General features: G+C 43.1%; 23 protein-coding genes and 1 pseudogene. 15 read left to right on the top strand and 9 right to left on the bottom strand.

The annotated features are described in order from the left end of the window. Positions 1–15: 15 nt before the first annotated feature. Genes ACZ5KY_RS02650 through ACZ5KY_RS02640 form a run of 3 tightly spaced genes read left to right on the top strand, consistent with a single transcriptional unit; the run spans position 16 to position 2,443 of the window. Positions 16–300 carry a helix-turn-helix domain-containing protein gene (locus ACZ5KY_RS02650; RefSeq protein ID WP_464242357.1) on the top strand — a complete coding sequence of 95 codons (285 nt, stop codon included), beginning with the start codon at positions 16–18 and terminating at the stop codon, positions 298–300. A 12-nt stretch (positions 301–312) separates the two neighbouring features. Beyond that, positions 313–1,878 carry a B12-binding domain-containing radical SAM protein gene (locus ACZ5KY_RS02645; protein WP_464242356.1) on the top strand — a complete coding sequence of 522 codons (1,566 nt, stop codon included), beginning with the start codon at positions 313–315 and terminating at the stop codon, positions 1,876–1,878. Next, the gene (locus tag ACZ5KY_RS02640) at positions 1,853–2,443 is read left to right on the top strand and encodes an AAA family ATPase (protein ID WP_464242355.1); all 591 of its coding nucleotides are present in this window, start codon (positions 1,853–1,855) and stop codon (positions 2,441–2,443) included. Before ACZ5KY_RS02645 ends, ACZ5KY_RS02640 begins: the two co-directional genes overlap by 26 nt. A 75-nt stretch (positions 2,444–2,518) precedes the next feature. Here ACZ5KY_RS02640 and ACZ5KY_RS02635 read toward each other — a convergent pair whose 3' ends face one another. After that, positions 2,519–2,650: an IS3 family transposase gene (locus ACZ5KY_RS02635; RefSeq protein WP_464242354.1), complete on the bottom strand. Its 132-nt coding sequence runs from the start codon at positions 2,648–2,650 to the stop codon at positions 2,519–2,521. Between the two features lie 583 nt (positions 2,651–3,233). Then, positions 3,234–4,220, bottom strand: coding sequence for an endonuclease/exonuclease/phosphatase family protein (locus ACZ5KY_RS02630; RefSeq protein WP_464242353.1), 987 nt, complete (start codon positions 4,218–4,220; stop codon positions 3,234–3,236). A 409-nt stretch (positions 4,221–4,629) separates the two neighbouring features. On the opposite strand from ACZ5KY_RS02630, the gene ACZ5KY_RS02625 reads away from it, so the two are divergent. Next, complete coding sequence (locus tag ACZ5KY_RS02625) at positions 4,630–5,313, top strand: DNA-binding protein (protein WP_464242352.1); 684 nt, start codon at positions 4,630–4,632, stop codon at positions 5,311–5,313. A 21-nt stretch (positions 5,314–5,334) separates the two neighbouring features. On the opposite strand, the gene ACZ5KY_RS02620 is transcribed toward ACZ5KY_RS02625, so the two are convergent. Further along, positions 5,335–5,571: a helix-turn-helix domain-containing protein gene (locus tag ACZ5KY_RS02620; protein ID WP_464242351.1), complete on the bottom strand. Its 237-nt coding sequence runs from the start codon at positions 5,569–5,571 to the stop codon at positions 5,335–5,337. Between the two features lie 120 nt (positions 5,572–5,691). On the opposite strand from ACZ5KY_RS02620, the gene ACZ5KY_RS02615 reads away from it, so the two are divergent. Then, positions 5,692–5,892 (top strand): hypothetical protein, encoded by a 201-nt coding sequence (locus ACZ5KY_RS02615; RefSeq protein ID WP_464242350.1) that lies wholly within the window; start codon positions 5,692–5,694, stop codon positions 5,890–5,892. Positions 5,893–6,210: 318 nt separating this feature from the next. On the opposite strand, the gene gmtX is transcribed toward ACZ5KY_RS02615, so the two are convergent. The 5 genes and pseudogenes from gmtX to trxB all read right to left on the bottom strand — a co-directional run bounded on the left by gmtX (position 6,211) and on the right by trxB (position 13,557). Beyond that, positions 6,211–6,858 carry a gamma-mobile-trio protein GmtX gene (gene gmtX / locus ACZ5KY_RS02610; RefSeq protein ID WP_464242349.1) on the bottom strand — a complete coding sequence of 216 codons (648 nt, stop codon included), beginning with the start codon at positions 6,856–6,858 and terminating at the stop codon, positions 6,211–6,213. Next, the gene (gmtZ, locus tag ACZ5KY_RS02605) at positions 6,855–10,820 is read right to left on the bottom strand and encodes a gamma-mobile-trio integrase GmtZ (protein ID WP_464242348.1); all 3,966 of its coding nucleotides are present in this window, start codon (positions 10,818–10,820) and stop codon (positions 6,855–6,857) included. Before gmtZ ends, gmtX begins: the two co-directional genes overlap by 4 nt. Beyond that, the gene (gene gmtY, locus ACZ5KY_RS02600) at positions 10,817–12,178 is read right to left on the bottom strand and encodes a gamma-mobile-trio recombinase GmtY (protein WP_464242347.1); all 1,362 of its coding nucleotides are present in this window, start codon (positions 12,176–12,178) and stop codon (positions 10,817–10,819) included. The genes gmtZ and gmtY overlap by 4 nt, the downstream gene beginning before the upstream one ends. Before the next feature lie 133 nt (positions 12,179–12,311). Beyond that, positions 12,312–12,503: pseudogene (locus ACZ5KY_RS02595) on the bottom strand (magnesium chelatase domain-containing protein); the annotation flags it as partial. Positions 12,504–12,627: 124 nt separating this feature from the next. Continuing rightward, positions 12,628–13,557: a thioredoxin-disulfide reductase gene (trxB, locus tag ACZ5KY_RS02590; protein WP_464242346.1), complete on the bottom strand. Its 930-nt coding sequence runs from the start codon at positions 13,555–13,557 to the stop codon at positions 12,628–12,630. A gap of 158 nt (positions 13,558–13,715) precedes the next feature. Between trxB and ACZ5KY_RS02585 the strand changes: the two genes are divergently transcribed. Then, positions 13,716–14,084 (top strand): hypothetical protein, encoded by a 369-nt coding sequence (locus ACZ5KY_RS02585; protein ID WP_464242345.1) that lies wholly within the window; start codon positions 13,716–13,718, stop codon positions 14,082–14,084. A gap of 172 nt (positions 14,085–14,256) precedes the next feature. Here ACZ5KY_RS02585 and ACZ5KY_RS02580 read toward each other — a convergent pair whose 3' ends face one another. Continuing rightward, positions 14,257–15,048: a carbon-nitrogen family hydrolase gene (locus ACZ5KY_RS02580; protein WP_464242344.1), complete on the bottom strand. Its 792-nt coding sequence runs from the start codon at positions 15,046–15,048 to the stop codon at positions 14,257–14,259. A gap of 466 nt (positions 15,049–15,514) precedes the next feature. Here ACZ5KY_RS02580 and nhaD point away from each other — a divergent pair, with 466 nt between their 5' ends. The 9 genes from nhaD (at position 15,515) to ACZ5KY_RS02535 (ending at position 26,629) form a co-directional block, all read left to right on the top strand. Further along, positions 15,515–16,894, top strand: a complete 1,380-nt coding sequence (nhaD, locus tag ACZ5KY_RS02575) for a sodium:proton antiporter NhaD (RefSeq protein ID WP_464244615.1) — start codon at positions 15,515–15,517, stop codon at positions 16,892–16,894. Positions 16,895–16,975: 81 nt separating this feature from the next. Then, a complete protein-coding gene (gene hemW, locus ACZ5KY_RS02570) occupies positions 16,976–18,121 on the top strand; it encodes a radical SAM family heme chaperone HemW (protein ID WP_464242343.1) in 1,146 nt (381 codons plus the stop codon). Positions 18,122–18,302: 181 nt separating this feature from the next. Next, positions 18,303–19,340 (top strand): heat-inducible transcriptional repressor HrcA, encoded by a 1,038-nt coding sequence (gene hrcA, locus ACZ5KY_RS02565; RefSeq protein ID WP_464242342.1) that lies wholly within the window; start codon positions 18,303–18,305, stop codon positions 19,338–19,340. A 49-nt stretch (positions 19,341–19,389) separates the two neighbouring features. Beyond that, entirely contained in the window at positions 19,390–19,977 is a 588-nt protein-coding gene (gene grpE, locus ACZ5KY_RS02560; RefSeq protein WP_464242341.1) for a nucleotide exchange factor GrpE, read from the top strand. A gap of 51 nt (positions 19,978–20,028) precedes the next feature. Then, positions 20,029–21,942 carry a molecular chaperone DnaK gene (gene dnaK / locus ACZ5KY_RS02555; RefSeq protein ID WP_464242340.1) on the top strand — a complete coding sequence of 638 codons (1,914 nt, stop codon included), beginning with the start codon at positions 20,029–20,031 and terminating at the stop codon, positions 21,940–21,942. 95 nt (positions 21,943–22,037) lie between these two features. Further along, positions 22,038–23,159, top strand: a complete 1,122-nt coding sequence (dnaJ, locus tag ACZ5KY_RS02550; RefSeq protein ID WP_464242339.1) for a molecular chaperone DnaJ — start codon at positions 22,038–22,040, stop codon at positions 23,157–23,159. Between the two features lie 137 nt (positions 23,160–23,296). Next, positions 23,297–25,270 (top strand): ABC transporter substrate-binding protein, encoded by a 1,974-nt coding sequence (locus ACZ5KY_RS02545; RefSeq protein WP_464242338.1) that lies wholly within the window; start codon positions 23,297–23,299, stop codon positions 25,268–25,270. Between the two features lie 8 nt (positions 25,271–25,278). Then, complete coding sequence (locus ACZ5KY_RS02540; protein ID WP_464242337.1) at positions 25,279–26,385, top strand: YeeE/YedE thiosulfate transporter family protein; 1,107 nt, start codon at positions 25,279–25,281, stop codon at positions 26,383–26,385. 10 nt (positions 26,386–26,395) lie between these two features. Continuing rightward, positions 26,396–26,629 carry a sulfurtransferase TusA family protein gene (locus ACZ5KY_RS02535; RefSeq protein ID WP_464242336.1) on the top strand — a complete coding sequence of 78 codons (234 nt, stop codon included), beginning with the start codon at positions 26,396–26,398 and terminating at the stop codon, positions 26,627–26,629. Positions 26,630–26,639 lie beyond the last annotated feature (10 nt).

The raw sequence follows: 26,639 nt of genomic DNA, 5'->3' as shown, positions 1-26,639 counted from the left end.
TTTTAGCGTTTATTTGTGATTAGGAGGAACAGTGCAGATTCAAGTATCAACAAGACGAAGATATTAGTCTATAAACATTTTCGACTAAAGCAAAACATTCCGGTCACTCAAGCAGCTGCTAAGATAGGAATAACAGATGAGCATTACAAAATGATAGAGAACGGCTACCACATCCCGAGTATGGTTATGACAAGGAGAATTATTGAAGCTTTTAATATTAATATCGAAAGCTTATCTAACACATCATTAAGTAGCTGCAATGCTCCAGATAAGAGCGGTACAGGTCATTTCGCCATCTAAGCAGGAATTACTATGGAACATAAATCGGAAATCAGAAATCAGGCAATGGGGGGGCATTTGGATATCGGATTGATAGCTGTACCACTAATAGCAACTAAGAAAAAACAAGACCGCATCTTTCCATTTGCCTCGTCACTAAATTACGGCCTGCTCTCTATCGCCACACATCTTAATCGTCATGGTTTTTCTGCGAAAGTTTTTGATCCAAAAGAATGGCAGGCGGGATCCGCTGTTGGCCAAACCCTGGCATGGATTAGGGAAAATCAACCAAAGTATGTCGCGCTGTCGTGTATCAGCGGCTTTAGCTATCCAGCCTTTAAACTTATTGCAAAAGAAATCAGAAGAACGTTTCCAACTCTCCCAATTATCACAGGCGGAAAAGATCATCTCGCACTTATTGCAGAAAAAGCAATGGAGGAATGTCCTGAAATTGATGTGGTCGTCACTGGTGAAGGTGAATTAGCTCTTTTGGAAATCATGAAAAGAGGGATATCTAGCTCCTGCACAGAAGGCCTCAGAGGGTTACCTAATGTTCTTTCGCGTAATAAGGCTGAAAGTCTAGAAATTGGTTTTTCTCATAGCTTATTGGAACCCCAAAAGCTCATTCCACTCGATTTCACTCTTCATGAAAATTTCCTTGACCATCCCCCTTGCATTGAAGTTGGCAGAGGCTGTCCATATGGATGCCACTTCTGCCACAATGATCGAAATAAAATCCTAAAAAAAAGCCCCGAGGCGATTGTCGAAGAAGCCAAAGTGTTATCTGATCTGTACGGAGAAAGAGAGCTACTGTTATATTTCCAGACACCGATGTTTCTTATGTCCAATAAAAACTTATCACTGCTAAGCGATTTACGTACTTCCATGGGGCTGTCTTTTGAGTGGCGTACGCAAACCAGGGCGGACTATCTGCAACCAGAGAAAATTGACCTAATCGGCAAAGCGGGAGGAAGGGTCATTGATCTTGGCTTAGAAAGCGGCTCCCCAGAAATGTTGATGGCAATGGGTAAGACTGAAAATCCATCAAAATATCTTTCTATTACCAGTACAACATTACATGCAGCGGAAAAATCACGAGTCAAAATAAAGCTTAATATCTTATTTTATGCTGGAGAGCGTCGCAAAACATTACTAGAAACGTTCTGTTTTTTGGAAGACCATGCTGATCTTTCATGGACCCTTTCCGCTTACCCCCTCTTGATCTACCCAGGAAATGTTCTGGAAGACAGTATTACGCCTATACTTAAAAAACATGGTGGTTCTGTTTCTCAAACCGCAGAATGGAAAGATCGACATCTCGCTATTGTTAACCCAAGCAATGAGTTTTCCTATCAAGAAATGCAGAAAATTGGAACTTTATTTGGCAAGGCATTTCAGACATTCGATCAATATTTCGATGAAAGGCGGTACGGATATTACAGGCCTGGAACCACATATAAAGAATTTCTTGAGTGTACCAATGGTATCGATCTTGCCGACTTACCTTGCTCAATAGACAACGAAGACATGTTTCGGAACAGGCTCACTCTTAAATCAATACTGGAGAATGATAATGCGGATTGCGTTAACTGGTGCTAGCTCAACGGGGAAAACGACTCTTTTGAATGACTTATTAGCAACAATGACGTTTAAGAATGCAGTCATTGAGAGAAAGCAGCTAAACGTACGTGCGATACTTGATGATATGGGGCTGTGTGCCGATGCCGGGAGCGCAGAGCAAGTAAAGCTGAGGAGTTTTCAATGGACATTGCTTGAAAAAAAAATTCAGCAAGAAAATGAGGTTAAGTCCTATATTACAGATCGCTCTACAGTGGATATGGCATCCTATTGGATTATTCGTGACACAAAAGGAGACATTGATACTGAAGGAGAAAAATATCTGAGCGAATGTCGTTCTTATGCAGAAACGTTTGATGTGCATATCCATTTGCCGTTTGGCAAAATCCCATTCATTGAAGATGGGAAAAGGCCGACAGACATAGCCTATAATGAAAAATCTTGTGAAACGATAGTGTCACTTCTTAGGGAATGGGAATTACTGTATTTCAGTTTGGAAAAAACCGATCCCACGGAAAGAGTGCAAGAAGTTATACAGTTTTTAAATCAGAGGAAAATAGCAACAGTAAAGATTCTCGATATATAGATCCTATAAAGTGAGGCTGTATATGACAAATAGATTCAAGTGCTAGAGGATGAGCACTGGCAAGCCCCTATTTTATTAGACACTCAATAGTTTCCAATAGTACTGTTCTTCATACTCTATTGGCGGTATTTCACCATTGTTGCCATGTCGCCTGGATGAGTTGTAGTAAAGCTCAATATAATTGAAGATTTCAGACCGTTCTTCCACATCATACTGATGCAGAAAACGCTAAAGAGCAAATAAGCGGCAAGACCCTATCAACTTAGATTCTCAATTATTTTCTGAAATACTGTTTTCATGCTCAACAGGCGATATTCCCTCATGATTGCAACACCAAAGCGTCCTCTCTTTGAGGCTACTGCTCCATCGCCGAATCAGCACGTCACAGAGACCAACAAGACTTGCTTCGGTCCAACGCCATCCATCTGAGACCGAGACTTAAAATAACCACGCTAACAGTTAACCACCATGCCCAGGGATCTTTCATCAACCAAGCAAACAACAGCATAAAGGTTGGTCGAATGAAAATTGAGAATTTTAGCGGTTTATTTTGTCTGATTTGTTTACGACCAAAACGCCTATCGTTTGCTATCAGTAATCGAAAGATCACAACAAACAACATAAAAAATAAACAAGCCGCTGCCACAAATCGATATAAGATAAGCCAAGGCGACCAAGGCCAAATTAATTGTAAGGCTCCAAAGACAATCACAATGGTAAATATATTCACCCCATATGAATGGTTCATTTTCATCTATTAACCATTCCCGTAGCTGATACTATCAGCAACTCAATCATCATCCCTACCAACCAACATCTGAAACACCACTGGATGATGGTCCGAAAAATACTTCCTGAAGCTATTGTGTTGATATGGGTCCCCAGGATACTCCCCCATTGTTGATTCATCCCAATCATCACGCATCTCTTCAATCAAATTGACGACTGTGAATTGATATGCGCCATCAATATCATTCTGAGTATAAACAGGTCTATACAACACATGATCATAAGGTTTTGGTCCATTGACATTTGTGTTTGTAGCTAAGCAATTACCGTTCAGGGAAACAAATTCGCTAGGCATTGCTTCTTCGAGCTCATCACAATCTTCGATATTCATATCACCTAAAATTATGAAGTCTTTCTCATCAACATCTTTCACATCAATCCACCTAGAAATCGTATCCAATTCGTGAAGTCGTCGAATTGCATTGCGCCGTTCTTTTCCGGGCTGAAGATGGACAGAGATAAGAACAAAATCCAGATTCCCCTCTTTAGTTCGAAAGCTAAAGGCAAAGGGTACACGCTCAAAGTTTGGGTTATCGGAACGGTCACTATCAAGAAATCCATGCGGCAAATCATTTGCTACTTCGACAACTTCTGGTCTAAAGAACGTCACCCACCATTCTGTTGCCGAGCTATTCTTATGAATTTTTGAACCTGTTCCCGTATCCTCTTCTGATAGAACATAGCTGAATCCACGCGCCTCCATCTCTCCAAAGAACATCGCGGCCTCACTGTCACCTTTACGGGAATCACCATTCGGGTAGCTCCCAGAAAACGGAGGAGCAACCAATTCCTGAATAACGACGATATCATGATTTTTAATAATATCAGCCAAAGCCGAATTATGGCGAGCTGAGGAGTATCCTAGAAACTGAACATTGAACGAACAGATAGAAATGGTAGCGCTGCAAAATGCAACGACGGGAAGCAAAATAAATAATGTTAAAAAAAGAAAACTGAATATCCCCTTGATCGAACAGGTAATTTTCATTTGCTAAACTCCAAATAAACTTCCATGAATTAATAAAAAATACTCAGCTGCCACCTATCTCCATCTTGTCGGCACACTAAGCACTTTGCAATCAAAATTAAGGTAATAAATACCTAACTCCATGCATTTCTCACAATCCATATTGCACTACTAAGATAGTTTTCCCACAAGGACTCTTGGCTTTTGAAGGCAATATGAATAATATTGCGCCATAATATGTCAATCCGATTCCGTCGACACAAGCATTGACATATCTATATGGTATGACGGGCTCAAAAATGAGGCTTTATGGAAAGGGATACAGAATCAGAAATTTGTTGAGAGAAAATGTACCAAACCCAATGATATGATACGGTATCATGATATCTCATGCTATTTGCTGTGCCTACTTTCGATCTGGAGTTGTTTTATGAAGAAAATCGTTACATATGAAAATGTTGCCTTTGCATGCGCAAAACTCAAGGAAGACGGTGAAAAAATAACCGGCCGATCAGTTCTAGAAATGACAGGTGGGAGCTTTGGGACTGTCCTGAAGTACCTAAAACAGTGGAGGGAGCAAGGCGACAACGAGATGATCATCCCAACGCAGATTCCTGATTTTTTGGTAAAAGAAATCACGCAGGCACTGTGGCAAGCAACCAATGAAGGCAAGAGCTATGCTGAAAATCAAATTAAACGGTCTGCTGAAACCGAGAATGAGGCGATAAATGCTCTCCGTGCTTCAGAAAACAAGATATCGAAACTAGAAGAAACGCTGGAAGCATGTCGCGAAGAGCATCGCGCAAAACTTCAACAGTCGGAAACTCAAGTAGCCTTGCTTAGCGAAAAGGTCAGTGTGGCAAACAAGGAGGCAGAACGGCTAAATGCTGAACACGGCGTTAAAGTAAGGGAAATAAGTGGTCTTCAGATAAAAAATGCGGAACTTATGCAACAGGTCAGTTCTGCTGAAAAATCACTTGAAAAATCAGAAACTCGACTTGATGTGATGCAGGGAAGAATTGATCAGCTGATAAATAGCACTATTTGTTTGGAAAAAGAAAAGGCTATCGCGGAACTAAAATTTCAGGATTCCAGACAGTTCAACTTAGATTAGATTTTCTAGTGCTGGTTCACTTTAACTTCTAGGTTTCTCAGCCTGCTTCTCTACTTCAGCAACAATTTGAGATGGTGGAATTTTTAAAACTTTTGCGATTTTGAAAAGGCTCTTGAGGGAGGGCTGACGAAGCCCTCGTTCAAGAGCGGATATAAACGTCCTGTCTAAGCCACATTCTAACGCTAGGGATTCCTGTGAGATTTTCATCCTTGATCGATGTTCCCTTAGGACTAGTCCAAAAATTTTAGCAAGTTGCATAGGATCCCCTTTGACAGGCATCCTATTTTTAGCGCGACAAAGAGTCCACGGACTATAGTCTACAAAGATGGATGTTTTTTTGATAAGATAACTATCAATTCTTATCGAAAGGAATCCATTATGACAACTAAACGTATGACCGCGATTCTTCCGCTAGTTCTAGTGGACCGCGTAGACAACTATCTAAAGTCTCCAGCATCTGTTGCGAACAGCAAAACTAATTTGATTGAAAAAGCTCTGGTTGAATATCTAGATCGTGAGGAGATTATAGCCGAAGAGATGGAACAAATTCGTATGAGAATCAGGGGAGGTCTGTTTTGAAATGTATCGTCCATTTGTTTAGATAAAGAAGGAGGTGTCAATGATTAGGTTTGCTTACGTCCGATGTGCAAATATATCCCTCGGCAAGCAATCTATAAGATGTGCCAGGTATGGCATTGCTGACATTATTTCCACGATGCCACGACAAGACAATTTAGCGACTAGCATCCTTCCTGAAAGCGAAAACAGGTATTTACGGATATTTCAGAAACAATATCACTTAAAAGAAAACTATCGAAATCTTCGCGTTACGGTGGGAAAAACTACGTTAGGGTTGACAATGTTTTTTTGCTGAGAGCTCGCGAAATCGATAATGGTCTAGTTTGAAAAAATTGAAATTATTCTTTTTAGGGAAGTTCCATACCCAACTTTGAATATTGTTCTATTATTCTCATCAAGAATTCGCCCTCTTTCATCAATTGACCATCCCTTCATCGATAGAAGTTCTTCACTTATTGAATGCTTTAACGCAATAACTTCAGACTGAGTCAATTCGAGACATTTTTCGTGAGTACTGTTCCAAGCTATCGTATTTTCAGTTGATCGCATGTCTATTGTTACAGGTTTAAGATGCATGCGTAAGTTCGCCATCTCACTTTCTAACTTCTTTTTTTCGCAGTAAAGGTCCAGAACCATAACCTTAATTGATATGTCAAAAATACTTTCAATCCAATCCGGAATCTTTCTGTTTTTATTTTGATTGCATTTCGGACTTTTTCTCTCGTTTTCGATTTTCCAAATGCTTATGAGATCACGATATATTTTTCCCGTAGAATTTCTTATTGTGCCTGCTGCGGGCCCCCCTATTGCCGAGGAATGTTTCCCAATATGTGCAATTGTAAAATTCGGTGATGCCATCAATGCCTCTTTGTGGCACGCCTTATTAACAATGTCTAGACTGCGACACATCTTGGTTGAGCAGCCTTTTTTTAGCGCACTTACAAGCTCTTCAATTCTTGAATTCAATTTATGCCCTCACGTCGATTGTTTTCGAAAAGTGTAATCAGCTCTTGTTTTATTGGGGTCAACATATTGTCCTCATTCAAGTCAAAGTCGCTGATTTTCAAGCGGCCTTCAAATAATCCTTGAACCTTCTCCCAACTTTTCAATCTGGCCAGAAGCAATCTGGTCATTTGATTTCCAAGTATTAGCTGCTGATTTTCTGAGAGTGAAAACATAATGGGTTTAAACCCATTGTGTTTAACCATCATATCGATCAGTTGTGAGCGCCGCACGTTTGAATGCCTAGCAGAGCAAGACATAAAAATTTCTGCATTTTCACAAAGTTCAGAAAGCTGTCTAATTTCTGAGGTTGACTCCTCAAATGATAGCTTCAAGTCGTATTCATTACCATTTGTAATTAGTGCCAATGCATTTGACGGATTTTGTTCGTCCAGCTTAACCTTGTTGATTATCTCTATTGAGTTTTCAACTAGTCTGGTTACTGATATATAGTCGCATGCTAAAGCATCTACTTGCTCTGTTGCGGCTTCGAGTTCAGCATTGATTCGGCTCAATTCAGCAGTTTCATTAAACAGTGTACCTCCTTGATCACAATCGAACCTTTGTTCTTCCAGTTTTTTTTGCACTTCTTCTATCTCCAGCATTTTTCCAGTAGCTAGTTGAATGCTGTACGCAATCTCATTCCCAACAGCCTGAAGACCGGCTAAAAATACAGGGCCAGAAATAAAGAAGCGACATCTGGGGCAATTTCTTCTCCCTAGGTAGCCAGCTGGCACTGGACCATATGTCTTTGCAGCCGGAAGTGGTTCTCCTCCTTGATTACACAGCCCTCCGCCAACGGGACAGATACCAATGTCAGTAAACAAGAAAGACGATGCATTATGATTCTTGTCTAGTGAACTTAGGATTGTACTGTCATTGGCGACAAATGAAGGACTAAGTTCTTGAATGTTGAAATCTTCACACATTTTTCTTGCCCTATCTACACCTTTGTAAAATGCTTTTTTATGTGCCTCATTCATTTTTTCAGCAATTTCAGTTGCACCAATTTTTGTGTAATAAAGTGTCATCAAGATGCGTGAATGACCAACCAACTTTGATACGATATTTATATCAATATCCCCATCTAAAACGTAGGCAGTAATCAACGAAACTCTCAGTGTGTGCGGAGTGTATACTGATTTATATATACAGATGCCACCGCTGCTATTTAGCCTCTTCGAGGCTAATTGATCTACCTTTTCCTGAATCTGATAAAGCACTGCTGCTAAGGTAAAGTGGAAGCACTGTTTTGGATTGAGAGGCTCACATCTTTTTCCTAAGCTACTTGTACCTGCATTTCTAAATAAAAATGCTTGGTCTGAACGTCTTTCAAGTAGAGATTTGTCAACCTTCCCAGGAAGGCTGATTTCCTCCCATTTTGTTAATTTTTTTATTGGGTTATATTTCTCTTGCCAGTCTCTTAACCTAATTATCCAAGGTATAAGCTGTTCTGGAATCCAAGATGTTTTGTACCCCCCTTCTTTAAGGCAGTTGGAGGTTTTGTTTGTTGTAGCATATAGGCCGACAGCAAACTTCTCATTATCTACAGGGATTCTTCGCAGAACGCCCTGAGTTCTTCCTTTTTGTGCAAGAGGTGCCGTATTCTTGACCCATACGAACTTCTCATTTAAAATCTCCAGCCTATATTCGTCAGCTTCCCCGCTGTCAAGCCAAGATATTTGCTGTCCCCTTAAAGGAAAGCTGAGCAAAAAGAATAGAGAAATCGCCCTGACTGGGCTCCATATTTGGTAGGTATCAACCTTGCACTGCCTTTTGCCGAGAAATTTTTGAGATTTCTTTATGATTCTCCAGACACAATTATTATCATTTTCATCAATCAGGTCTTTACTTACATCATACCAGTCTAATTGTAGGAGGTCGTGCAAGTGCGGTAAAGATTTGAAGCTGCATGAGTCTGCTGGAAGCATCCATGACTTGGCCTTTTCAACAATGTGATAAGGTAGGCATTGTTTTGTAGTCTCTATCGGTTTATATTTGTCGTGCCATTTTACTTTTTTTATTGGATTTAGGTAGCCTGCTAGTGGGATAAATGATCCTGTATCATCATCGATATCACAGCAAGTTTTATTAAATATGCTGGAAAGAAATTCATGTAAATGGTTGTTGGCCACATCCGAATTTGTAAAATTTGCTTTAATATAATTTGTGATTTTTTTTACAGGATAATTGATTTCAAAGATTGCAGAAGGATTTGATAGCCTTTCATCTCCCATTATATAGTTAAAAATAAATTTTTTTATAACTGATGTCTTGACCGAAAGGTTTCTTCCTTTTGAGCAGAAGTCCTCTGCATAGAGTTTCCATTCTTTGTAAGAATCTGTTATTCCATCAAAATCACCAGGGCTGTGAAATACTTTTTTTGCGCCGGTATCAGTGTACCCTTTGACACAATAAAGACTTCTTAGTCTTGGATTCTTCTGTTTATGCTCATTGTATTGTGAGAAGTTTACTATTTCATTCTCTTTACAATATTCAATGATTTCATCTAGCTCTAAATATTTCAATCCTAGAAATTCTTTATATGTACGTATTTTATATCCCCTTCTCCCGTAGAACTGAATTGGGCCAGATGGCAATCTGGAGTCTTTTTTGTGTAACTCTTTATATTGTTCAACATTTTTTATTCCAAGAGCTATTGCCGAATTTCTGGCATCAATAGGATCTTCATAGAACGGTTTTAAAAAAGAAGGCCAGCTAATCCAATCTTTTGGATACTTGTCTTTTGGGACTGAATGCAACCTCGGATCTTGTTTATAATCCCTCACGTACTTAGCACGAGTGTTGAGATTTAAGGCAAAAGCAGCTGCAGACGCTTCAGAGTATGTTGGATAGTGGACAGTGAGTTCTGTACCTAGAAAATTTGCCCAATCTGTCCATTCGTTAGGGTAATGAACGGAGGGGACTCGACAGAGGCGGGGGTCGCGGTACCGTTGTTCGATATGTTGGGATTTGTGCTTTATGCCCAGATTTTTTGCAGCAGCACTAGCCTCTTTATATGTTTCATAATAGTTTGGTTTTTTCTGTAAAAATTCATCCCAACCTTGCCATGGTTCAGAATAGTATTCGTTAGGAGCGTAGGGAAGTTTTGGGTCTTCTTTGCGTTTCTTTCTATAATTGGCGCATGTAGAGATTCCCAAGAGAACCGCAGCTGAACTTGCGTCTTCAATGTTCGAATAAGGTGTTATTTTTGGTCGTGACAGGAAACTAGGCCAGTTTACCCATTTTGATTTATAGGTTCGGTATGGTTTTGACGGCAACAAGGGATCTTCTTTAAAGTGACGAGCATAGCCTTTCGGGTTTCTAATCCCAAGTCTAGAAACGGCCTCTTTCGCTTCGTTGATTGTCTTATAACAAGATTTTTTTCTTCTACCAAAAAAATCATACCACCCTGTCCACTCTTCCGAGAAGTATTTTTCTATGTAACTAGGTAAACGTGGGTCTTTATTGTAATAGCGATTGTACTCTTTACTTGTTGTGATCCCCAATGCTTCTACGGCTTTTTTTGCCTCACCTAACGTTTCATATTTATTGATTGGCGTAGTTGTTTCTAGGAAATCATACCAATTAGTCCAGTCGCTAACATATAAGATATTGGGATGAATTGTGAGGCGAGCGTCCTCTTTGTATCTTCTTTTATATTCTGACATACTTTTGATGCCGAGCGATAAGACCGCATCCTTCGCCATTTTGAATGTTTCATATTTTTGAGGTGGGACACCTTTCCCCAAAAAATCATACCAACTTATCCAATTACTCGAATATGTTCTAGATGGGTTGGAAGGAAGGCGAGTGTCCTCTTTATATCTTTTCATGTACTCAGATGTTGTTTTAATCTGGAGCCTGAGGATGATTTTTTTTACTTCCTTAAAATTTGCGGTGATATCGAGGTTTGTTTTATTCATATATTCAACTCGATAGTGTCATTGAAAGCTTTATTCATCGCTTCACTTATATCGGTAGGGCTTGGCGAAGTATATACTTCTTGAGAAAATAGTGATCGATGGTGCAAAACTTTACGAATTATCTCTTTGGGCATATTTGAATCTATTAGCCTTTTTCCTGTCGCATGCCTGTGTCCGTGAGGGGTCGTTCCATTTTCCTTTCTATGGACGAGCCCAATTCTTTCTACAGCAGTTTTATGTGCAACCATATATTTTTTGTAACTATAGGGAGAACCGTTGCGGTTGGTAAATGCGAATGGATGTAATGGCATCTTGCTTTTCGTTGGATGTATTCGTTGATGGTCTCGGTAAAAGCGCCAAAGTTTCATAAATATTTTTGCATGTTCATCTGCCCAGTAGACGTTGAAGTAGGAACCTTTTCTGTTTTCCAAAGTTGATCCTTTCCAGCCCGCCCGAAGAGCATGATTGGATGGGTATTTATTTCTAGGCAACATGCCAATATTTTTCAAATATGTATCTCGGCACATATCGGCATGGTCTGGTGCAGCTCCAATTTCGGGATGATAGACGCGAATAAGCGCTATGCTTGCATCCTTTGGGTGGGGGAGAATATCGCAGACCCAAATATGAAAACATTCTGAAAGTCGTAAACCGCCCCAATGCATCAACAATGTTATAAGTACGGCTCGTATATTCATATTATCCAGAAGGTGGCAAGAATTTATCCCCCGGTTAATAAATCCCTCAGTTATAAGTTTGTATAGTTTATCTTCCGGAAAAGATTTGGGTCTATCAATATCTATTGGTGGGGGGAGCCTTGTTCGATGTGTTCTTGAAAAAATTGCAGTGCGCTTTCCCGTGAACAAATGACCTAAGAAACAATTGTTTTTTTTATGATGATATGCCGCCCAAAATAGGCGTTTTTCGTGTGAGTTGGCCTGTCGCCAGGGGTTTAACAACTCAATCTCTTGATTGCTATTTTCATAAAGCCAATCGCTAAATTGGGTTATACAATTCAAGATTTGATTGGCATTTTCCGCTCTTCGGGGTTTCCATCTTAATCCGCTCGGGTCATCTCCGTTTAATCCTATTGTTCCTTCAAACACGCGTCTAGAAAACGTTCTGAACATTTCTTGAGGGCTAGCAAAGGTTCCCCAGTGTGCTTCGGAATATTCGATTAATAATTTGAACGAGTGAATTGTCTTTATTTGCCAAGAATTGGAACGATCAGCCTTATCTATTAAATATTTGACTATTGGAATAATTGGGCGATTGCTACTACTGAATAGCGTGGGAAGCCAAATCTCGGTGCCAGTGTTGTCCAAGATCACCTTAGTGTTCAGTCTATAAGTTGTCATACATCCCTCTCTTTATCTTATTTTAAGACAATATTATGGGGATATATCTGTCATGTGGCAACAACTTAAGATGCTGCCCGAGCACAATAATGTCTATTTCCTATAGTAATGTTACTTTTTCTTATGGGGATATAATGCGCCGAACTGGGAAATCATAGCCACTATTTTTTATCGCTGATTTAACGCGATCCTTACTCTCTTTCACTGCCCCTTCGGGGAGGCCAACTGTCGCAAATTGAGGTAACCCTTGCGTGACATCGACTTCAACTTCAACGGGATACGCATCAATGCCAATCAATGCGCCAGATAGAATATTAGCAAGCATGGTGATCCTGTCGGTTTAGTTTTAGATAAATAACATTAAGTTTTATTATAGACACAAAAAAACCGAAGCGGCAAGAATGACCGATTCGGCTTTTTTGGTAAATATAGTATTGAGGCGTTAAGTGTTACTCGTTTTCAGCCAGATATTTTTCAACCACCCACGCGGAGGTGGCGCCGTCGCCAACCGCAGTAGCGATCTGTTTCAGCACGCCATGGCGAACGTCGCCAGCAGCAAAGATACCGGGTACGGATGTTTGACATTGGAAGTCAGTGATGATGTAGCCGCTATCATCAAGGTCAACAACCCCTTGCAGGAAGCTGGTTTTGGGGGTGACACCGATGGCAACAAATAAACCCTGCGTTTCGAGCTTTGACTCTTCACCCGTCTGAGTATTTTTAAGATTAATGTGAGTCAGGCCGCTGTTGTCCCCTTCGCAGGATTCAATCGTGCTATTCCAAATCACTTCAATCTTATCATTGGCCTTGAGCCGTTCTTGTAAAACGCCTATCGCGCGTAATTGGTCGCGGCGATGAACAAGGTAGACTTTGCTGGCAAAGCGACTGAGGAACATTGCCTCTTCAACAGCGGTATCTCCGCCGCCGTTGATTGTAACAGTAGCATTGCGAAAAAAAGCACCATCACAGGTTGCGCAGTATGAAACACCGCGGCCAATGAGTTCTTTCTCTCCTGGAACACCAAGCTTTCGTGGTTCTGCACCTGTTGCAATGATCACTGAACGGGTGAGAATCTCTTTGTCGTCGACAATGAGACGTTTAATTTTCCCTTGATCATCAATTGATTGCACATCGCCTGTGGTAACCTGAAGGCCGAATTCTTGACAATGAGTTTGGAAGCGCTCCATTAGCTCAGGGCCAGTGATGCCACCGGGGAAACCGGGGTAGTTTTCAACTTCGGTCGTGATCATCACTTGACCACCAAGAATCATTTTTTCAATGAGCAACGTATTGAGGCGGGCGCGGGAACAATAGAGTCCTGCTGTGAGTCCTGCTGGACCGCCACCAATAATGACAACATCGTAAATTGTTTCTGACATGTGCTTTCCTCCAGTAAATCAAATCTGGTTCAGATGAATGGGTTGCGTTTTAATGTTAGCTGTGGAAAATTACCACACAGTTTAAACGTGTTGCTGATAGTCTATCAATGACAACCATTAATGGGTGGTTAAGCCCTATTGTGTTACGGAATCGAATTATGAAAAAAATGACCTTTGGCTTTATTTGGCTCGTTAGTTTTTTACTCTTATTATTGGTGTGTGACCAGTTTTTATTGCGCTATCCGGGCAAAGATTTGCCGGTGTTGAATGATTTCCAACAGTTTTATCAGGATTTCCGTCAGCGTCTTATAAAATTAGAAGCTAAAAGATCAACACCCGCAACAACTCCAATCACCACGGTGGAAGAGGTGTTAGCCGTTCGCGAGCAAGAGGTGACGCAAACGACAACGACAGAGGAAGAAACCCGTTATCTTTACTTGGATGAGGATGGGGCGTTAAACTTCGCTGACCGTTTCGATGAAATCCCCGCCGAATTTCGCCATAGTGCTAAACCTTTAGGTCAATGATATTAGCAGACGGTCGGACTTAACATGGACCTACTGCGAAATGGCCTGACTTGGCTCATATCTCCGATAATTATCGACAAATAGGCAGGCTATTCACTCTCAAATTATCGAAAATCTGGGCTCAAACAGTCTATTTCTCGCTACGGCCCGTCACGTCCGACAGCCTGCTAGGCTATGGCAGCGTGCCATATATTTCAGGCCGCCGATCATGAAAACATGGAATTTGAGAACGATATTTAATCATCTCTTCCCGTTCAAAAGTCGCGATCAATTCGGTATTCTCTTCACCGCTTTCAGCCAGCACATCGCCTCGGGCTGAAATCAACATACTCATACCAAAAAAATCAAGTTTCCCCTGAATGCCACAACAGTTGGCTGCCGCAATAAAAAGTTGATTTTCAATGGCGCGTGCTCTGAGTAGGGTGCGCCAGTGCTCTTGGCGTGGTTTTGGCCATTCCGCGGGCAAGCAGATGATGTCAGCTCCCTCTAGGGCCATTTTACGAAACAGCTCCGGGAAACGCAGGTCATAGCAGATTGCAACACCAAGGCGACCAATTGATGTTGGAACGACGCAGCAATGCTGTCCTGCTGAAAGAAAACGATCTTCACCCATGGTTGAAAAGAGGTGGATTTTGCGATACTTGCCAACTTGCTGGCCGTTGTCGATGACATAAAGGGTATTGTAAAGCGAGTCGCCAGCCTTTTCAGCTAAGCTGCCAACAATCACGATGTTGAGTTCAAGAGAGAGCGTTTGTAAGATGAGAAGGATGCGCGGAGTCTCTTCGGCCAGTTGCGCAAGATGGCGGTAGTCGTAGCCTGTGCTCCACATTTCGGGAAGAACAGCCAGTTGGGCACCGTTATTTGCGGCGCGCTTAATTCCAGCGGTCGCGGTTTCGAGGTTAGTTTTCACATCACCAAGAGAAATATTAAATTGTATAATTGAGGCGGTAACATCTTGTTTCATTGTTAATGAAATCCTAATAGCTAAGGGGGGATATTATATTATGTTTGGCTTATTATAGCCTATCGGAATTCGGTCCCGCAAGTGTTCAAAATAGCCGAATTTTTAACGTATACGTGATGGCGGTAATGAACAAACTATTTGTAATACCGTACATTTTTTATATACAGGATAAGTGGAAATACAAAACAGACATATTGTTCCAAATAGAGATTTGAAGTGTTGACACTCCACAACTCAGGTGATATTTAAATGTACTTTGGTTTGGTAGACCAAAATTATTTATGGGTTGTAGTTAAATTGTGGGCGGTATGTGTAAGTAGTTTGAACCCTTGTTTTGGCGTTCGATCTGCGAATGTAATGTAGTTTTTGGGTGGCCGATCTGATCTCAGATTTGATGCCGATGTTTCCTTAGTTTCTTTGTGTTCATTTGGGGGAAGTTTTGAAAAGTTTATTTACACTGTTGTTCATGTTGATGTCTGGTACTGCTTTTGCAAGTGAGGGTGGCGGTGCTGCAATCCCTGATCTGACTGGATCTGTATATGGGATTTTGGCATTAGTTCTCTTTGTTGGCGCGTATAGCTTGGTAATTATGGAAGAGCAATTACATCTGCGCAAAAGTAAGCCAGTTCTTTTGGCTGCTGGTGTGATCTGGGTGCTTGTTGCTTTGGCTTATAAGCATATTGATCCTATGGCACCGCACAATGCAATTAAGCATAATCTCATTGAGTACGCTGAATTGCTGCTGTTCTTGCTCGCAGCAATGACCTATATCAATGCCATGGAAGAGCGTAACGTGTTTCAAGCATTGCGTTCATGGTTAGTTTCTCGTGGGTTCTCACTGCGTGTCATCTTTTGGTTGACAGGTATTCTAGCTTTCTTGATCTCTCCCATTGCGGACAACCTCACCACAGCCTTATTGATGGGTGCCGTGGTTATGGCAGTTGGTGGTTCAAATCAAAAATTCGTGGTCATGGCATGTGTCAACGTTGTCGTTGGTGCCAATGCTGGTGGCGCATTCTCACCATTCGGTGATATTACAACGTTGATGGTTTGGCAAAAAGGGATGGTTGACTTTACTGAATTTTTTGCTCTGTTCCTCCCCTCATTGGTCAACTGGTTCATCCCTGCATTTATCATGAACTTTATGATCAGCAGGGAAAAGCCACAAGCTATTGACGAGATGGTTGCTATGCGATTTGGCGCAAAGCGAATTATCGTCTTGTTTTTATTGACCATTGTTACTGCTGTCTCGTTCCACAATTTTCTTCACTTGCCACCCGCAGCAGGCATGATGCTCGGTCTTGGTTATCTCGGTGCATTTTCCTACTACATCAAGAAAAAAGAGCATGCAGTACAGATGGCTGATAGCCCATTGAATATGACTGGTGAGCATTGCCAGCCGGGGTTCGATCTGTTCCGTAAAATTGCTCGAGCTGAGTGGGATACGTTACTGTTCTTCTACGGCGTTATCATGTGTGTTGGTGGTTTAGGTCAGTTTGGTTATCTAGCGATGGCTTCACAGGCGATGTACACTGAGCTTGGTGCATTTAATGCTAACGTCCTTGTTGGTATTTTGTCAGCGATTGTTGATAATATCCCAGTTATGTTTGCGGTATTAACTATGGAGCCCCATATGTCTCACGGTCACTGGCTGCTTGTTACCTTGACTGCGGGTGTTGGTGGTAGCTTGCTTTCAATCGGTTCAGCGGCAGGTGTTGCGCTAATGGGTTCGGCTCGTGGTATTTATACTTTCGGTCGTCACCTCAAGTACACTCCTATTATTGCTTTAGGTTATGTGGCAAGTATTGCCGTACATATGATGGTTAATGGCAGTCATTTCCACTAAGCGTTATTGAGTTTAATTGTTAGATTGCAGCGCCGAATCCTTTAGGGTTCGGCGCTGTTTTGTTTGTGTCTAGAGGGTGTAATGGCCAGTCTGTATTTACATATTCCGTTCTGCTTAAGCAAATGTCCGTATTGCGATTTTTATTCGTGTGAACCAAAAACGGGTGACATTGATCGTTATGTCGATGCGTTATGTATAGATTTAAAGACCTCTCGCGCCGCTTGTGGTGATGATGAAGGTTTTTCAGCACCGTTCACCAGCGTATTTTTTGGTGGCGGAACGCCGTCGTTGTTAAGTGCATCTCAGGTAGCGCGGTTACTTGAAGTGGCCGAAGATTCCTATGGTTTTGCTACCGATGCTGAGATCACCCTTGAAGCAAATCCCGGTACTGTTACTTCTGCAAGCTTGGGGGGGTATCGCAGTGCGGGGGTTAATCGATTGTCTCTGGGAGTTCAATCCTTTGATGACGCGCAATTGAAGTGGTTGGGTCGCCAACATGATTCAGCTCAAGCGCTGCAAGCCATTGAAGCAGCACGTAGCGTCGGTTTTGATCGTCTAAGTATTGATCTCATGTTTTCATTGCCCAACCAAACAGTGGAACAACTCCAGCAACAGTGCGAGTATGTCAAGCAGTTGGCCCCTGAACATCTGTCTATTTATGGTTTAACCATTGAAGATGAAACCCCCTTTGCCCACCAACAGCAAAAAAATCTATGGCAGATGCCCGATGATGAACAGTATCGCGACAGTTTTTTGCTGTTAGATGATCGCTTGACCAGTTTGGGCTATCGCCATTATGAGATTTCGAATTATGCGCAGCCTGATCATGAGTGTCGCCATAATGTTGGTTATTGGCGGCGGCAACCTTATTTAGGTATTGGCGCGGGTGCTCATAGCTTTATCGGTCGTGATTGGGGTGAGCGTTGGGCGTGCGAGCCTTCGATTGAAGGTTATCTTCAGTCGGTCCATGAAGGTGTTTCGCCGCGCACTAAAATTGAAGGATTTGATCAGCAGCAAGCAATGTTTGAAACGGTTTATTTGCTGTTGCGTTGTCGCGAAGGGGTTAATGAAGTCGATTTTCATCGCCACTACGGTCAATCTTTTGCAGCAGTCTACGCAACGGCCATCGGTCAATGCGCTCCGTATCTTTCCCTAAATAATGGTTGTTGGTGTCTCTCGGTAGAGGGTTGGTTGCTCTACAACTATCTGATCGAAAACTTTCTGTAAATAGAGGCTGTTTTTTACGCTCGCGGCCCTTGACAAAGGGTAGGGGCGTTGTTACCTTCTCTTCTGTTAGCACTCGCATCTCTTGAGTGCTAAGTTTGTCTGTTGGCCGGCTTGACTGGCTTATTTGTTTTTACAACCAGACGGCGAAGAGGCTGTGTGGTTTTATGCTGGGATCGCGAATATGGAACTCAATGAACGCAGTCTGAGCATTCTCGATGCAATTGTCGAAGGGCACATTGCTTCCGGTGAGCCGATAGGCTCTCGCACCATCGCTAAACGACAAAAACTACAATTGTCGCCAGCGACGGTACGAAATGTCATGGCGGATCTTGAAGAGATGGGTTATCTCATCTCCCCCCATACCTCTGCTGGTCGTATTCCAACGGACAAAGGCTATCGTTTTTATGTCGATACGCTGTTGCAGGTGCGCAATCTAAGTCAAGACGAACGCAGCAAAATTGAAGCGCAATGCCGTACGGGAAATTTAAGAACACAAGAGATGTTGCAACAGGCTGGACGTATTTTATCCGATATGTCAAATCATACAGGGATTGTTCTTGCCCCACGATTTGTGTCGACGGTCTTCCGCCATATTGAATTTGTTCCGCTCAGCCAAGGCCGTTTGTTGGTGATTTTTGTTTCGAAATCAGGGGTAGTGCAAAATAAGATTATTGAGTTGGATGGTGCGATGCCTACAACTCAAGAGCTTCAACATATTACCAATTATCTCAATGAAGAACTCAGTGGCCTGACAATACAGGAAGTTCGCACAAAAATCGTTGACCAGATGAAGCAAGAGAAAAACTTGTATAATAAAATGGTCAGCGGCGCGTTGAATTTTTCGCAAGAGGTTTTTAGCGGCGACATTGAAGATGATGTGATCATTGAGGGCGCGGCAAACATTTTAAACCAGCCGGAGTTTTCCGATCGCGATAGCATGAAGCGGTTGTTTAATGCCTTTGAGCAAAAGAGTAATTTGATCCATCTGTTAGATAAGAGTCAGCAAGCACAAGGGGTGCAGATTTATATCGGCAGTCAATCCGAATATCAGGAGTTTGAAGGCTGTAGTTTGATCACTGCTAACTATACAAACGGTAAGCAGAGTTTAGGCAGTCTAGGGGTGATTGGCCCGAGTCGGATGAAGTACTCACAGGTGGTTGCTGTGGTCGATTATACCGCACAACTGGTTAGTCGTGCGTTGGAACTTGAATCAGAATAAATGAAATTTAAGATATGCCTGAAAAAGGCAAACGAGGAGATTGGTGATCGTGACAGAAACAAAAATTCCTGAAGTGAATGAAGAAGTGAAAACAGAGGCAACGGTAGAGGGTGATGTCGTTGTTGAAGAAACCCAAGTTGAAGTGCTTTCACCTGAAGAGGCATTGCAAGCTGAATTAGCAACGTGTCAAGAAGAGGTGGAGAAGCAAAAGGACCTTTATCTGCGCAACCGCGCCGAAAACGAGAATTTTCGTCGCCGGATGCAACGTGAAAAAGAGGAGCTGGCTAAGTTTGCGAATGAGTCAATTCTGCGTGAAATACTTCCCGTTATTGATAATTTAGAGCGCGCTGTGAGTCACGCTAAGGAAACTGAAGGTGATGCATCCACATTGGTTGAAGGGGTCGAGATGACTCTTAGCCAATTCCAGAGTGTTTTGAGTAAATTTAATGTCTCAGTTGTTGACGCTAAAGGAACTCCTTTCGACCCTGCTTGTCATGAAGCGATGGGCCAAATAGAGCGCGATGATTGTGATGCCAATACCGTTGTTGAAGTGATGCAAGGTGGCTATATGTTAAACGGACGCTTGTTGCGCCCGGCACTGGTAATGGTGTCTAAAGCCCCTGCGGTAGCTGAATAAAATAGAAACGTAACGTACTACAATTAACCAACCTGATAAGGAGAAATTGTCATGGGTAAAGTCATAGGTATTGATTTAGGAACAACAAATTCATGTGTATCGGTCATGGAGGGCGGAGAGCCAACTGTTATCGCCAATGCTGAAGGTTCACGCACCACCCCTTCAATGATCGCTTTTGCTGAAAACGGTGAGCGCTTAGTTGGCACGCAGGCCAAGCGTCAAGCGGTTACCAACCCAGAGAACACACTGTTTGCCATCAAGCGTTTGATCGGCCGTAAGTTCGACTCAGAAGCAGTGCAAAAAGATATTGCAATTAGCCCATTTAATATTATGAAGGCCGATAACGGAGATGCGTGGGTTGAATCGCGTGGCAAGCAATACAGTGCGCCTGAAATCTCAGCAATGGTACTGCAAAAGATGAAGCAAGCGGCTATTGATTATCTTGGTGAAGAAGTGACTGAGGCGGTAATTACCGTTCCTGCATACTTTAACGATTCTCAACGTCAAGCCACTAAAGATGCGGGCAAGATCGCTGGTCTTGAAGTGTTGCGTATCATCAACGAGCCTACTGCCGCGGCACTGGCTTACGGTATGGATAAAGACGGCGATGAGACGATCGCAGTATTTGACCTTGGTGGCGGTACTTTTGACGTATCAATCCTTGAGTTGGGCGATGGTGTTTTCGAAGTTAAGTCAACCAACGGTGATACGTTCCTTGGTGGTGAAGACTTTGACCAACGCATTATTGATTACATTGCCGATGAGTTTAATAAAGAGCAAGGGATCGATCTTCGTGGCGACAAAATGGCGCTACAGCGTTTGAAAGAAGCAGCTGAAAAAGCCAAGTGTGAGTTGTCTTCCTCAATGGAAACCGACATCAACCTGCCATTTATCACTGCGGATCAAAGTGGTCCTAAGCACATGAACCTAAAGTTGAGCCGTGCAAAGCTCGAGAGCATTTGTGGCGATCTTCTTGCACGTCTCGAAGCACCATGCCGTACAGCTCTTAAGGATGCGGGCCTTAACGCTTCCGATATCGACGAAGTTATTTTGGTCGGTGGTATGATCCGTATGCCAGCAGTACATGCAAAGGTTGAAGCGATTTTTGGCAAGGCACCAAACAAAGGTGTTAACCCTGATGAGGTTGTTTCAATCGGCGCTGCTATTCAAGGTGGCGTTCTTAAAGGTGACGTGAAGGATGTTCTGCTTCTTGACGTAACGCCTCTTTCCCTCGGTATCGAAACACTTGGTGGCGTTCTAACCAAATTGATCGACAAAAACACCACCATCCCTTGCAAGAAGAGTCAAATCTTCTCTACCGCAGCGGATAATCAACCTGCGGTATCAGTTCATGCTCTTCAGGGCGAGCGCGAGATGGCGGCTGATAACAAAACCATTGGTCGTTTTGAATTGACCGATATTCCACCAGCACCACGCGGTGTGCCTCAAGTTGAAGTTACTTTTGACCTTGATGCGAATGGTATTATTAGCGTGTCGGCCAAAGATATGGGCACAGGCAAAGAGCAAACAATCAAAATCACATCCTCTTCAGGCCTAAGTGATGAAGAGATTGAGAAGATGGTTAAGGATGCTGAGCTTCACGCTGACGATGATAAGAAAAAGCGTGAGCTGATTGAAGCGAAAAATCAAGCGGATAGCTTGGTTTACAGCACCGAGAAATCACTCAAGGACAATGCTGATAAGGTTGATGATGAGACCAAGGCGGCGATCGAGTCGGCTCTTGAAGAGTTGAAAAAAGTGATGGAAGGTGATGATGTCGAGGCGATCAACAAGGCCGTTGAGGTTCTATCACAAGCTTCTCACAAATTAGCTGAGGCCATGTATGCTGAAGCTCAAGCCGATGCGGGTGCTGCTGGTGAAGAGGCTGGCGCAACAGAAGAGCCTGCTGCCGACGATGATGTTGTTGACGCTGAGTTCGAAGAAGTGGACGACGAAAAGAAGTAAGTGTAAATAGAGTGGATTGACGGACGGGGCCTGTAGTGGGCTCCGTTCGTTGTTAACAATACGCAAGGCCCGACTCGCTACAGAGGATCTAAATTTTGTCAAAACGTGATTATTATGAAGTGCTTGGTGTTAATCGTAATGCCAGCGACGCTGAAATTAAAAAAGCCTATCGTCAGTTAGCTGTTAAGCATCACCCCGATAAAAATCCTGGTGATAAAAAAGCTGAAGAGCAGTTTAAGGTGTTATCTGAGGCCTATGCGGTTCTCTCTGATGGTCAAAAACGGGCAACTTACGATCAATACGGCCATGCTGGCGTTGATGGTAGTGCTGGCGGTGGATACTCTTCAGGTGGTTTTGGCGGTAGTCCTTTCGAAGATATCTTCGGTGATATTTTTGGCGACATCTTCAATGGTGGCGGTGGTGGCTCACGTCGTAGTCGCGGTCAACGCGGTGACGATCTGCGTTACAACCTGACTATCTCCTTTGAAGAAGCTGCGTTCGGTACTGAAACAACGGTTAAGCTTCCACGTCATCATAGCTGTGAAGCCTGTGGTGGTAGTGGTGCCAAAGAGGGCACTAGCCCAGAAACCTGTTCCACATGTCGAGGTGCGGGTCAAGTTCGCTATCAACAGGGGTTTTTCCAGATGACACGCCCTTGCCCTGATTGTGGTGGCAGTGGTAGTCAAATCAGTGATCCATGTCCTGATTGCCGTGGCACCGGGCGAGTGAAAGAGAAGCGTAATCTAGCTTTAAAGGTTCCCGCAGGTGTTGAAACGGGAATCCGCTTGAAATTAACCGGCGAAGGTGAAAGTGGTACCCATGGTGGTCCTGCTGGTGATCTGTACGTGGTGATTACCGTTGAAGATCATTCGATCTTCAGCCGTGAAGGACGCAATGTTATCTGTGATACGCCGATCTCATTCACTCAGGCTACTCTTGGTTGTGAAATTGAAGTGCCAACTCTTGAAGGCCGTGTGAAGATGAAAGTTTCTGCAGGAACCCAGTCGGGTAAAGTGATGAAGCTTTCAGGAAAAGGAATTCCAGATCTGCAAGGGCATCGCCGTGGTGATCAACTGGTGGTGATTCGAGTTGAAACTCCGACTCAATTGACGGCTCGGCAAAAAGAGTTGTTGGAGGAGTTTGCTAAAGAGGGTGGCGAGTCCGTCAACCCTATCAGCAAGGGTTTTTTCGAAAAAGTTAAAGAGATGTTTGATTAATTTCATGGTGCCAATATTTAATTGACTCATTAATTGATCAATTCATGTGTTAAAGTAAACAGCTATATGTCCTCAATGGACATGTAGCTGTTTTCGTTTCGTCTTATACCATGCTTGCTGTTGATGAAAGAGTCATTATGTCTAGGTTTATCCCGTTTATTCTGTTGGTATTGTGCGCTGTTGGTGTGCCTGAAATGAGTATAGCTGTGGAGCTTATGTCAACGCCACAAGCTAGGTATTCTTTGCAGCCAGCTAAAACATATTATGCAGCGGGAGAGACTGAAGCCGCGCTGTCAACATTGCGCCGCTATATCATTGAGAGTCCGGAGAGTCCAAACTTACCCGAGGCCTATACTCTTATTGGCCGTATTCTTCTTGATCAACAACGCAATAGCGATGCTCTTTTTTATCTGCAACGCATTGACGTTGATCAGCGTACGGCAGAGTCGTCGTTATTGATTGTTATTGCTTTACAAAAAGAGCAGCAAATGGAATTGGCTGCAGATTCGCTTGCGACCCTTACTGCCGATCAGTTTTCGGGTGAAGAACAGACACGTTACTACCAGTTGAAAATAGAAGATTTGCTCTTTCGCCAGCAACCGCTGCAAGCTCTCGTTATATTGCGTACGGCACTACAGCAGGCCGCACAATCCGATCAAACCCAACTTTTCGATCAATCTCAACAGATTTTAAAACAACTTGATGAAGCTGAAGTTGCTGAAGTTGGTTTCATGTTTGCCGAAACTGAAATCAATGATGTTTTTTCACTCTTTAACGCTCAAAAGGCCCTCGATCAGGGGGATGAAGCACTTGCGCGTCAAATTGCAGAACCACTTATTTCATGTGCTCAGATATTGTCGGCCAAGATTGGTGCCGCTAACGTCTTGGATCAGGTCTATCGTCACCCATGGCAACAACGGGCCGTTGGTGTGGTGTTGCCGTTGAGTGGCCGTTACGCACCGTTTGGAGAGCTGGTTCGACAAGGGATAGAGTTAGCAATTTCTGAATCGATGACACAGTCGGTTCGCTTTATTTATCGCGATAGTCAGGCCGATGCTCAACAGGCTGCCCAAGCGGTTAACGAGTTGGTGAATGGTGATCGCGTTATGGCTGTTATTGGACCATTGATGGGAGATGCCGCTCAGGAATCGATCGCTATTGCTGAGGCAGCAAAAGTACCGTTGTTGACGCTTTCGCATCGTCAAGGGTTACCGGAACAAGGGGAGTATATCTTTCGCAACTCTCTGACCACTCAACAACAGGTCGACCTACTCGCCGATTACGCTATTGAAGAATTAGGTTTAAATACCTATGCCATTTTGGCTCCAGATTCACGTGCTGGGCAGGAATTTTCCCAGCAGTTTGCTGTAGCTATTGAGAACCGTGGTGGCCAGATTATGTACCGGATGACATTTGCCGAACAGGCGACTGACTTTCGCCGTAAATTGTTGTTAATGAAAGGGGAAGACCCCGATGCGCCACAAGTAGACCACGATAAAGCTGTTGTTGAGGCAACAGATGGTGTACAGGATAAGGTTGAGGACCAGCCTGATTGGTTGCCAACGGTTGATTTCGAAGCATTATTTATCCCTGCTTATGCTGAAAGCATCGCCCTTATCGCACCGCAACTTGCTTATTATGGCATCGAGAATGTGCAACTAATTGGCATCAACGGCTGGAATTCACCGAGCCTTATGCAGCAAGCTGGACGTTATACCCGCGGTGCAATTTTTACAGATGGATTTAATGCTCAAAGTGAAGAGACACAAGTTGTGAACTTTGTTGAGCAGTACAAGAGTCGCTTCTCTGAAACGCCTTCGATCCTTGAAGCGCAAGCCTATGATTGTGCAAAAATAATAATAACGCAACTTGGTCAACCTGGATTAACCACTTCCGCTATGTTGCAACAGGCTTTGTTGTCGTTAGAACATTTTGACGGGGTGACCGGAATTCAGGGGTTTGATGAACTTGGCGAGGCCGAACGGCAACCCGTTCTGTTGAAGATGGGACGTCGTCAATTAGAGCGGATCCATTGGGTCGGCGCTCCCGAACTCGTTCCAGAGGTTGAGGGCTTTAAAATCCTTGATTCATACCGCATCAATGAAAGATAGTGGTGCTGATGAATGATGGTTATCTGATCGTTACTATATTCGGAGTGCTCGCAGGATTGATTATGGGGCATGTCATGTTCCGTGCAGATTATTGTATGGTTGGTATGCTGCGTGATCTGTTTATGTTTCGAAGCACGGTAATGGTTCGATTTCTCGTGTTGCAAATTGTTTTGAGCATGGTGTTGTTAGAGATCGCACATGCTTTTGGAGTCTTATCATATTATCCGTCATTGTTGATGGGGCCTGCAAACCTGAGTAGTGTGGTAGGTGGTTTCATCTTCGGTATTGGTATGGTGTTGTCTGGAAGTTGCGTGGTTGGTTGTTTGTATAAAACAGGAGCGGGCAGTGTTTTAGGCCTTTGTACTGTTGTAGCGATGATCTTTGGCGCGTTAGTATTTGTTGAAGTTGCACCGTTGTGGGGGCACGTGAAGCTGGATTTGCAAGTGAGCCAACAATCAACGTTACCACAGTCGTTGTCCCTTGCGAGTGGTTGGCTGGTCTGGCCAAGTTTTCTGTTGCTGTTGCCATTATTGTGGCGGTGGTATCAAAGTGGGAAATTGCAGTTAAAAGAACGAACTGAGGGATTTATTCAACCTTGGAAAGCTGCTGTTGTTTTCTCTTTTGTTGTCCTGGCAGCGTGTTTTTTTACAGGAATGCCTGTTGGTATTACCACCTGTTATGTGAAAATAGGTTCTTGGTTTGAGCAGATGTTTTTTCCTGCTCATGTGGCGACAACTGCCTATTTTAACAAAGTTGTGTTAAGCTATGTTCCAATGTTTAGTACAGAAATGATTAGTGGCGGAGCTGGGCCGCGTTTAGATGCAATTGCGGCCTTGCAACTGTCTGTGATTATTGGCATAGTGCTAGGAGCATTCTTTTCAGCACTTAAGATCGGTGAGTTTCGCTTAAGGTTTCGAGTTCCAGTGGAACAATATATTTTGGTCGTTGTTGGTGGTGGACTTGTTGGTTTTGGTGCACGAATGGCACCAGGGTGTAATGTGTGGCATGTTTTTGGCGGGGTTCCACTGCTTGCGTGGAATTCATTGTTCTTTGTTTTTGGGTTGCTTGCAGGTACGTGGCTAGGCAGTAAAGTGCTGTTGTCGCGAATGAAGTGAGGATTCTAAGATGGAAACAATCGAGTTTGATAATTGTGGACAGCTTTGCCCTTCTACTTTGCTAACGGCGCTTCGTGAAGTCAATGCACATCGCGAGAAATTGCAGCAAGGGACCCACCAGTTGATCATTAAGACTGATGCCCGCGATGCGACACGAACGATCCCTGATGCAGTTGAAAACATGGGCTATCAGGTTGAAATATTGAAACAAGATGGCTTTTACGTGCTCCGAATTTATAAATAATGGCGATGGA

Source organism: Desulfuromonas svalbardensis, from assembly GCF_055389415.1.
This window is presented reverse-complemented; position numbering and strand designations above follow the sequence as displayed.

Bases quoted from the DNA above. Each gene is read 5' to 3' on its own strand.
- ACZ5KY_RS02645 (WP_464242356.1), top strand. From the start codon at position 313: ATGGAACATAAATCGGAAATCAGAAATCAGGCAATGGGGGGGCATTTG.
- ACZ5KY_RS02640 (WP_464242355.1), top strand. From the start codon at position 1,853: ATGCGGATTGCGTTAACTGGTGCTAGCTCAACGGGGAAAACGACTCTT.
- ACZ5KY_RS02630 (WP_464242353.1), bottom strand. From the start codon at position 4,220: ATGAAAATTACCTGTTCGATCAAGGGGATATTCAGTTTTCTTTTTTTA.
- ACZ5KY_RS02625 (WP_464242352.1), top strand. From the start codon at position 4,630: ATGAAGAAAATCGTTACATATGAAAATGTTGCCTTTGCATGCGCAAAA.
- ACZ5KY_RS02620 (WP_464242351.1), bottom strand. From the start codon at position 5,571: ATGCAACTTGCTAAAATTTTTGGACTAGTCCTAAGGGAACATCGATCA.
- ACZ5KY_RS02615 (WP_464242350.1), top strand. From the start codon at position 5,692: ATGACAACTAAACGTATGACCGCGATTCTTCCGCTAGTTCTAGTGGAC.
- gmtZ (WP_464242348.1), bottom strand. From the start codon at position 10,820: ATGAATAAAACAAACCTCGATATCACCGCAAATTTTAAGGAAGTAAAA.
- gmtY (WP_464242347.1), bottom strand. From the start codon at position 12,178: ATGACAACTTATAGACTGAACACTAAGGTGATCTTGGACAACACTGGC.
- trxB (WP_464242346.1), bottom strand. From the start codon at position 13,557: ATGTCAGAAACAATTTACGATGTTGTCATTATTGGTGGCGGTCCAGCA.
- ACZ5KY_RS02585 (WP_464242345.1), top strand. From the start codon at position 13,716: ATGAAAAAAATGACCTTTGGCTTTATTTGGCTCGTTAGTTTTTTACTC.
- ACZ5KY_RS02580 (WP_464242344.1), bottom strand. From the start codon at position 15,048: ATGAAACAAGATGTTACCGCCTCAATTATACAATTTAATATTTCTCTT.
- nhaD (WP_464244615.1), top strand. From the start codon at position 15,515: ATGTTGATGTCTGGTACTGCTTTTGCAAGTGAGGGTGGCGGTGCTGCA.
- hemW (WP_464242343.1), top strand. From the start codon at position 16,976: ATGGCCAGTCTGTATTTACATATTCCGTTCTGCTTAAGCAAATGTCCG.
- hrcA (WP_464242342.1), top strand. From the start codon at position 18,303: ATGGAACTCAATGAACGCAGTCTGAGCATTCTCGATGCAATTGTCGAA.
- dnaK (WP_464242340.1), top strand. From the start codon at position 20,029: ATGGGTAAAGTCATAGGTATTGATTTAGGAACAACAAATTCATGTGTA.
- ACZ5KY_RS02545 (WP_464242338.1), top strand. From the start codon at position 23,297: ATGTCTAGGTTTATCCCGTTTATTCTGTTGGTATTGTGCGCTGTTGGT.
- ACZ5KY_RS02540 (WP_464242337.1), top strand. From the start codon at position 25,279: ATGAATGATGGTTATCTGATCGTTACTATATTCGGAGTGCTCGCAGGA.
- ACZ5KY_RS02535 (WP_464242336.1), top strand. From the start codon at position 26,396: ATGGAAACAATCGAGTTTGATAATTGTGGACAGCTTTGCCCTTCTACT.